The sequence below is a fragment of the Dyella sp. 01N36 genome (genome assembly GCF_056399745.1).
In genome coordinates this window covers 1-7,659 of sequence record NZ_JBFTRY010000165.1, presented here as the reverse complement: position 1 = coordinate 7,659, position 7,659 = coordinate 1, and the positions used below count along the sequence as shown (strand labels likewise).

Here is a 7,659-nt window from a genome sequence, read left to right as displayed (position 1 = left end):
GTGCGCGACTAGGCGCGGCTACGTAGCGACGCCTAGTCGCGCACAGGGTGCGCTCCCACAGGGAAGGGTGGGTGATCTGCGGGGCATCCGTTCAACAACAACCTTGCGTACAACCGCCGCCTCAGACACAGTCAGCACCAAGGAGGGAACATGGCCTGCACCTTGTTGCGTCGCCTTGCCTGTCTGGGGCTGTTGGCGCTGGCTGCCTGCACCCATTCGGATCTTCGTCCCGATTACCCACGCGTTCCCAGCACGGTGTTGCCGGTCCAGCCGGATGCACCGCTGGAGGCGTATGCCAAGCGCATCTCCGCGCAACATGGCAGCGACAGCGGGCTGCGCCTGATCAGCGATTCCAACGACGCCTTGCTGGCGCGCATTGCGCTGGCCAACCGCGCCGTGCACTCGCTCGACCTGCAGTACTACATGTTCCATTCCGATGCGACCGGCGGCTTGCTCGCGCAACGCCTGTTGGCCGCCGCCGATCGTGGCGTGCGGGTGCGCCTGCTGCTCGATGACTTGCACGTGGCCGGCAACGACGACGTGCTGCGCATTCTGGATGGCCATCCGAATATCCAGATACGCCTGTTCAATCCCTTTCTGGATCGCAGTACGTCGAGCTTGAGCATGGGCATGCAGTTTGCCGGCGATTTCTCCCGCCTCAACCGGCGCATGCACAACAAGGCGATGATCGCCGACGGCGCCATGGCGATTGTTGGCGGYCGCAATATCGGCGACGAATATTTCGACGCGAACGACAGCGTCAATTTCCGCGACCTGGATGTGCTGACGATTGGCCCGGTGGTGGCCGAGGTCGGGCAGATGTTCGATCGGTACTGGAACAGCGAACAGTCATTCCCGATCGGCGCGTTTCATCGCAAGACGCCCAGCCCCGAGAAGCTGGCGCAGCTGCGCAAGACCATGGCGGCGAGCGCGCGCCAGTTCAGCGAGAGCGGCTATGCACAGAGCCTGGTCGCCCGCGTGGGCGACCTGGCACATGAGGCGCCAGCTACGTCGTGGGCCTGGGGCACGGCCACGTATCTCGCGGACGATCCGGAGAAGGGCAATCCCGCGGCTGACGGCAAGGACCTGCATATGGCGCCGCAGATCCGCGCGTGGATGGATGGCGCGCAGCAGCGGCTCACCTTGATCTCGCCGTACTTCGTGCCGGGCGACAAGGGCGTGGCGTACTTCAAGGGCATGTGCGACCGCGGTGTCGACGTGTCGATCCTCACCAACTCGCTGGCATCGACGGACGCCGGCAATGTCTACGTGGCCTATGCGTCCTATTACACGGGCCTGTTGAAGGCCGGCGTGCATCTGTACGAACTGAAGCCGGACGCGCGAAAGGGCCGTGGCGGCAGCAGTTTCTTCGGCTCGTCCTCCGGCAGCAACAGCTTGCATGCGAAGGCCATGGTGGTCGACGAGCAACTTGCCTTTGTCGGTTCGATGAATCTCGATCCGCGCTCGGTCCACATCAATACCGAGGACGGCGTCATCGTGGATTCGCCGGGGCTCGCCAAGGCGCTGCTGGCGATCTTTGCCGACGCCACCAAACCGGTCCACAGCTACCAGGTCCTGCTGGACGACAAGGGCAGCGTGTACTGGGTGGGCAAGGGTCCGGGCCAGTCGGACGTGCGTTACGACCACGCACCCGAAACGAGCTGGTGGCGGCGCTTCAAGGTCAATGCCGGCGGCCTGCTGCCAATCGAAAGCCTGCTCTGAACCACCCCTTKAAGTCCGGGGCGGGCGGCCCTATGATTGAGTGGTCACTCAGTTATTGATCCCCATGGCCCGCCCCCGCAGCGAAGACAAGCGCAACGCCATCCTTGATGCCGCGACCCAGGTGTTCGCGGAGCAGGGTATCAATGCGCCAACCGCCCGGATCGCCCGCACCGCAGGCGTGGCAGAGGGCACGCTGTTCACCTACTTCGACAGCAAGGACACGCTGCTCAACCAGCTGTACCTGGAGCTGAAGGTGGACATGCGCGAGGCGATGCTAACCGGCTATCCGCGTCGCGCCAGCATCCGCGAGCGGGCGGCCCATGTCTGGCGCACTTATATCGACTGGGGCGTGGCGCATCCGCAGGCTCGAAAGGTGATGGCGCAACTGAGCGTGTCCCAGTGCATCGCGCCCGAAACCAAGGCGACCGGCTCGGCACCGTTCGGCGATGTGCAGGGCATGTTGAAGGAGGCCATGACCAAGGGCGTGTTGAAGGAGCTCGACCCCGCTTTCGTGGGCGCGCTGCTCACGTCGCTGGCGGAAACCACCATGGATTTCATCGCCCGCGAACCGGAGCGGGCAGAGCAGTATCGATCGGCAGGCTTCGAGGCGTTCTGGAACGCCATCGGCAAAGCCTGATTTGTTTTGACCATTAAATGAGTGTGTAATCACTCAATAGAGAGGACGTCATGTCAAAGGTATGGTTGGTAACAGGCAGTGCGCGCGGCCTCGGCCGGGATATCGCCGAAGCAGTGCTGGCCCATGGTGATCGCCTGGTGGCGACAGCGCGTCGGCCGGAACAGCTGGCCGATCTGGTCGAGCGTTACGGCGAGCATGTGCGTGCGGTGGCCTTGGATGTGGCCGATCCGGCGGCGGGCCGTGCCGCAGTGGATGCGGCGGTAAGGGCGTTTGGCCGTCTGGACGTCCTGGTGAACAACGCCGGCTACGGCCACGCGCGACCGTTCGAGCAAAGCGACGAAGGCGACTTCCGCGCGCAGATCGAGACGAACTTCTACGGCGTGGTGAATATGACGCGAGCCGCGCTGCCGGTGATGCGTGCGCAGAAGTCGGGCCACATCCTGCAGATTTCCTCGGTGGGTGGGCGTATTGGTACACCGGGCCTGTCCGCGTACCAGTCGGCGAAATGGGCCGTGGGCGGCTTCACCGAAGTGGTGGCTGCCGAAGTCGAGCACCTGGGCATCAAGCTGTGCTCGCTGGAACCGGGTGGCATGCGCACGGACTGGGCCGCCGAGGCCAACAGCACCCTGGGCGATCTGCTGCCCGACTATCAGGCCTCGGTGGGTGTGTTCCGCGAACGCCTCAAGGATGCGCTGGGCAAACAGGCGGGCGATCCGGCGCGGGTGGCGCAGGTGGTGTTGAAGATGGGCTACCACGAGCAGCCGCCTCGTCATCTGCTGCTGGGCAGCGATGCCTTGCAGTACTTCGGTCAGGTGGACGCCCAGCGCATCAGCGCCGCCGAGCGCTGGCGCGAGGTCAGCCTTTCCACGGGCTACGACGTGGACGCCATCCCGGCGTTTCCTGCGTACTAACGGCGCCTGGCATAGGAGATCCGGACGTGAAAATCATACTGTTTGGCGCGTCCGGCATGGTCGGCCAGGGCGTGCTGCGTGAATGCCTGGCGGCACAGGATGTGGAAGAAGTCCTGGTGCTGGGACGAAGTTCGCTAGGAGTGCATCACCCCAAGCTGCGCGAGCTCGTGCATCAGGACTTCTTCGACTATGCGTCGATCGAACCGCAGCTGCATGGTTACGACGCCTGCTTTTTTTGCCTGGGCGTGAGTGCGGCGGGCATGGACGAGGCGACTTATACCCGCCTCACCTACGAGCTGACGCTGGCGGCGGCCAGCACGCTGGCGCGGCTCAATCCCTCGATGGTGTTCGTCTATGTGTCGGGCGCCGGCACCGACAGCACGGAGCAGGGACGCAGCATGTGGGCGCGGGTGAAAGGGCGCACGGAGAACGCGCTGCTGCGCCTGCCCTTCCGTGCGGTCTACCTGTTTCGTCCGGGCTTCATCGAGGCGGTGCATGGCGAGCGTTCGAAGACCACGATGTCCCGCGTGGTGTACGCCGTGACGCGACCATTGGTGCCCGTGCTGCGGGCGCTGTTTCCGCGGCAGATCCTGAGCACGGTCACCATCGGCCAGGCCATGCTGGCGGTGGCCAGGGCGGGCGGACCCAGCCCCGTGCTGGAGTGCCCGGACATCGACCGGGCCGCCAAGCAGGGCTGATCCAGGCCGTGGCCCTAAGGTGTTAGTGCGCGGAGCGGACGAATGGCGTAGCGTGGCGCGGCGTTCAACCGGCGGCGGGTGCTACGGTTCGGCCCGCCTTGTCTGCGACCTCTCTGGCGACGAGTGCCCGCATGCGCTCAGGTATTCCCGGCAAACCGAGCTCGACTCGTGGCCACCGCCTGGTCTGGATGGCGTGTGTGGTCTTGTTGGCGGCGTGCAGCAGTCTTTCGCGGCAGCCAAAGAATGATGCCCTGAACGAAGCACGCCACCTGTGGCGTGACACGGCGGCCGTCCAGCGCAAGGACCTTGCCGCCCGCAACTGGCTGCATTGCGCCGTGGTGGCTTACCAGGCCTCGGAGCAGGGGAGCGCGGCCCAGCAGGCGGAAGCCCAGACGCTTGCCGACAACTGCACGCATGAGTTGCTGGGTTATCTGTTGGACGTCAAACCCGACCCGTGGCGTTCGCAGTCCATGCGCGTACTGGACGTGCCGCTGCGGGTGGAATTCCGCGATCTTCCCGATAGCCTGGACGATGGGCCGGTGGCCTTGGCGCGCGCCGACGAGGTGACCATTCCCCCGGTGATGGGCGAGCGGTTCGCGACGCCTGGCTATGGCGTGCCGATGGTGGGGTGGCAGAAGCGATGCAACGACAAGCCAATCTGCATGCTCTATCCGCCAGAGGGCATCACCCGGTCGCTTACCGCATGGGTGGAGCCTGGCGCTGACGGTGTTGCGCAGCTGATCGTTTCCGGTATGCGCGAACACGCGGACATCACCATCGGCAAGCGCAGCGTTCCTCTGGCGACGGATCCCTCTGCGACCCTGGCTGCGCTTTACGATCGTTCGCACATCAACCGGCTGGCCTTGTGGAACCTCATTGGCGGGCGGCAGTTCGCGCTGCGCGAGGGGCTGTATCTGCTGGAAGATTACGATCCGAACAAGACGCCCGTGATCATGGTGCATGGGTTGGGGCGCAGCCCGATGGTGTGGGCGAAGCTGACCAACCTCATCGACGGCGACCCTGATTTGCGGGCGCGCTATCAGATCTGGCACGTGGTCTACCCGACCAACACGCCGCAGTTGCTCAATCGGCTGATCGTGCAACGCTCGCTCGATCAGGCCTGGCATATTCTCGATCCCGATGGCACCGCGCCGGCGCATCAGGACGTGACGCTGATCGGGCACAGCATGGGCGGCGTCATTTCCCGGCTGATCGTGTCCGACAGCAACGATGTGATCTGGAAGGCCGCGTTCGATATTCCCACAGAGCAGTTGCGCGGCACGCCCGCGGATCTCGCGATCGTGGATTCGGTATTTCGCTTCCATGCTTATCCCGGCGTGACGCGCACGATCTTCCTGGCGGCACCGCACCTGGGCTCGCCCTATGTCGACAGCCTGATCGGGCAGGTGGCGTTGCGCGTGGTGCACGCCCATGCGCCGGAACTCGATGCCCTGGTCCGCGTGGCGGCGGAAAATCGCGCCCACGAAAATCCTCTGCTGGCCAAGGATTACGAGCAGTACGGCCTGAGCAGCATCAGCACGTTGCGCGACGCACAACCCGTGAGTCATGCGGCGCAATCGCTGATGCCGGCGAACGGGGTGCGCTATTACACGTTTGCCGGCAACCTGCCTGGCACGAATCCTCCGGGTGACGGCTTTGTTCCGTTGAAGAGCGCAACGATTCCCGGCGCCGTCTCCACCACCGTCGTGAAGGACGGCCACCAGCTCTATCTCAACGATGAAGTGCTGGCGAAGATTGTGGAGATCCTTCGCCAGCCTTCAGCGCCGTGATCAGTGGGAGGCGATTGCAGGCAACGGGTTTTGCACGGATGAGATTTGCGGCAGCGGTACCTTGATCGGATCCTGCGGCGCCACGATGGCCCACACCAACAATTTGGCCGGCTGGGTCGTGCTCGGATTGCGCGTGACCAGATGATGCGCCCGCGGCGGCTCGTACCAGCTCTGGCCGGCGCCATAGGTTTTCGGTTCCTGCCCTTCGAGCTGCGACACGACCTGGCCTTCGAGCACGTAGGCGAAGATCGAGCCCGGATGCAGATGCGGCGCGGCGCTCTGGCCGGGTGCGAGGGTGACGGTAGCCATCATCGCGTTCTTGCCGGGCACGTCGGGCAAGGCTTGCTTCATCAGCGGCTGGACGGTTTCTTCGCCACCGTCGTGGGCTTGCGCCGTGACGGCGCCGAATGCCATGACCAGCGAGAGGACCAGGGGAGCGAGCGACATTTTCATGGCATCGCTCCGCTCAGGCCGGCAGTTTGCGGAAGGCGATCGCAAAACGATTCCAGCCGTTGATGGCGACGATCAGCAAGGTGAGGTCGGTCAGTTCTTCTTCAGAGAAGTGCGGCTGCACGGCCTGCCACACGCTGTCGGGCACATGGTTGCTGGCGATCAGCGTGAGCGATTCGGTCCACTCCAGCGCGGCGCGTTCGCGGTCGGTGAAAAACGGTGTTTCGCGCCACACGCTCAAGGTCGCCAGGCGGCGTTCGTTCTCGCCCGCCTTGCGGGCATCGGCCGAATGCATGTCCACGCAATAAGCGCAGCCGTTGATCTGCGATGCGCGCAGGCGGACCAGTTCGATCAGGGATTTTTCCAGGCCGCTTTTGGCGATGCGCTGCTCCAGGCCGACCATGGCCTTGATCGCTTCGGGGCTGGCTTTGTAGAAGTCGAGACGCTGATTCATGACGAGATCCTCAGTGGGGATTCGGTGGGAAAGTGGAATCAGGTTAGACTTCTCACTGGCCTTCTTAAATGTCCATTTTTGAGATATTTGAGGTAACCACTGATGGACATCCTGCTTACCATCGCCGGCCGCCGGGACCTGGCCGGACAGCTTTACCAGCAACTGCGTGGGGCGATCGTCGATGGACGCCTGGCAGCGGGTTCGCGGCTGCCGTCCACGCGGGATCTGGCCAGCCAGTTGGGCGTATCGCGCAAGACCACGCTCGAGGTATTCGAGCGGTTGATCGCCGAGGGTTTCCTGGTCGCCAGGCAAGGCGACGGCACCTTCGTCGCCGAAGGACTCGCCACGCCGCCGCCGGCCCGCGCCCGCGGCGCCTCATCGCCCAAGGCGGCGAAAGTATGGCAGCGGGTTCCCGAGGCCTTGTCGATGCCCAAGCCTGGCGAACGGCTGCGCTATGACTATCTGGGTGGAGTCACTGACAAGGCGCTGTTCCACGCCGATGCCTGGCGCGCCTGCGTGGCGCACGCCTTGCGCACGCAGGCGCGTGGGCGGGGCATGTATCGGGATCCGGCCGGCGAGCAGGAGTTGCGGCTCGCGATCGCGCGCTATCTCGGTTTCAGTCGTGCGGTGGCGTGCAACTGGCAGGACGTGCTGGTGACCCAGGGCGCGCAACAGGCCATCGACCTTGCCGCGCGCGTGATGGTCGAGCGCGGCGATGTGGTCGCGGTCGAAGAGCCCGGCTATCCGCCGGCGCGCGCCAGCATGTTGGCGCTGGGCGCGCGGGTCAAACCGGTACGCGTGGATGCGGAAGGCTTGTGCGTCGACGAGCTCCCCGATGACGCGCGACTGGTCTATGTGACGCCTTCGCACCAGTTTCCGCTCGGCATGCCGATGAGTCTGGATCGGCGCGTGGCCTTGCTGGAGTGGGCCTCGCGCCGCGGCGCACTGATTGTGGAAGACGACTACGACGGCGAATTCCGCTTTGAAGGACGTCCGC

The 7,659-nt window shown here is 64.6% G+C and carries 8 protein-coding genes; 6 read left to right on the top strand and 2 right to left on the bottom strand.

The genetic code is table 11. The annotated features are described in order from the left end of the window. Positions 1 to 150 precede the first annotated feature (150 nt). The 5 genes from AC1DMG_RS17795 (at position 151) to AC1DMG_RS17775 (ending at position 5,758) form a co-directional block, all read left to right on the top strand. Complete coding sequence (locus AC1DMG_RS17795; protein WP_477177562.1) at positions 151 to 1,722, top strand: phospholipase D family protein; 1,572 nt, start codon at positions 151 to 153, stop codon at positions 1,720 to 1,722. Positions 1,723 to 1,786: 64 nt separating this feature from the next. Next, positions 1,787 to 2,359, top strand: coding sequence for a TetR/AcrR family transcriptional regulator (locus AC1DMG_RS17790; RefSeq protein WP_477177563.1), 573 nt, complete (start codon positions 1,787 to 1,789; stop codon positions 2,357 to 2,359). A 50-nt stretch (positions 2,360 to 2,409) separates the two neighbouring features. Further along, positions 2,410 to 3,270, top strand: coding sequence for an SDR family NAD(P)-dependent oxidoreductase (locus AC1DMG_RS17785; protein WP_477177564.1), 861 nt, complete (start codon positions 2,410 to 2,412; stop codon positions 3,268 to 3,270). Between the two features lie 26 nt (positions 3,271 to 3,296). After that, positions 3,297 to 3,968, top strand: a complete 672-nt coding sequence (locus AC1DMG_RS17780) for a Rossmann-fold NAD(P)-binding domain-containing protein (RefSeq protein WP_477177565.1) — start codon at positions 3,297 to 3,299, stop codon at positions 3,966 to 3,968. Positions 3,969 to 4,099: 131 nt separating this feature from the next. Next, positions 4,100 to 5,758 carry an esterase/lipase family protein gene (locus tag AC1DMG_RS17775; protein WP_477177566.1) on the top strand — a complete coding sequence of 553 codons (1,659 nt, stop codon included), beginning with the start codon at positions 4,100 to 4,102 and terminating at the stop codon, positions 5,756 to 5,758. Here the strand turns inward: AC1DMG_RS17775 and AC1DMG_RS17770 are convergent, their stop codons facing one another. Further along, positions 5,759 to 6,211 carry a cupin domain-containing protein gene (locus tag AC1DMG_RS17770; protein WP_477177567.1) on the bottom strand — a complete coding sequence of 151 codons (453 nt, stop codon included), beginning with the start codon at positions 6,209 to 6,211 and terminating at the stop codon, positions 5,759 to 5,761. 13 nt (positions 6,212 to 6,224) lie between these two features. Next, positions 6,225 to 6,662, bottom strand: a complete 438-nt coding sequence (locus tag AC1DMG_RS17765; RefSeq protein ID WP_441602367.1) for a carboxymuconolactone decarboxylase family protein — start codon at positions 6,660 to 6,662, stop codon at positions 6,225 to 6,227. Between the two features lie 102 nt (positions 6,663 to 6,764). Between AC1DMG_RS17765 and AC1DMG_RS17760 the strand changes: the two genes are divergently transcribed. Beyond that, positions 6,765 to 7,659, top strand: an 895-nt coding sequence (locus AC1DMG_RS17760; protein WP_477180848.1) for an aminotransferase-like domain-containing protein, incomplete at its 3' end; no start/stop codon positions are given.

What these genes read in the sequence shown, in the direction of transcription:
- AC1DMG_RS17790 (WP_477177563.1), top strand. Translation starts at nt 1,787, where the DNA reads ATGGCCCGCCCCCGCAGCGAAGACAAGCGCAACGCCATCCTTGATGCC.
- AC1DMG_RS17785 (WP_477177564.1), top strand. Translation starts at nt 2,410, where the DNA reads ATGTCAAAGGTATGGTTGGTAACAGGCAGTGCGCGCGGCCTCGGCCGG.
- AC1DMG_RS17775 (WP_477177566.1), top strand. Translation starts at nt 4,100, where the DNA reads ATGCGCTCAGGTATTCCCGGCAAACCGAGCTCGACTCGTGGCCACCGC.
- AC1DMG_RS17770 (WP_477177567.1), bottom strand. Translation starts at nt 6,211, where the DNA reads ATGAAAATGTCGCTCGCTCCCCTGGTCCTCTCGCTGGTCATGGCATTC.
- AC1DMG_RS17765 (WP_441602367.1), bottom strand. Translation starts at nt 6,662, where the DNA reads ATGAATCAGCGTCTCGACTTCTACAAAGCCAGCCCCGAAGCGATCAAG.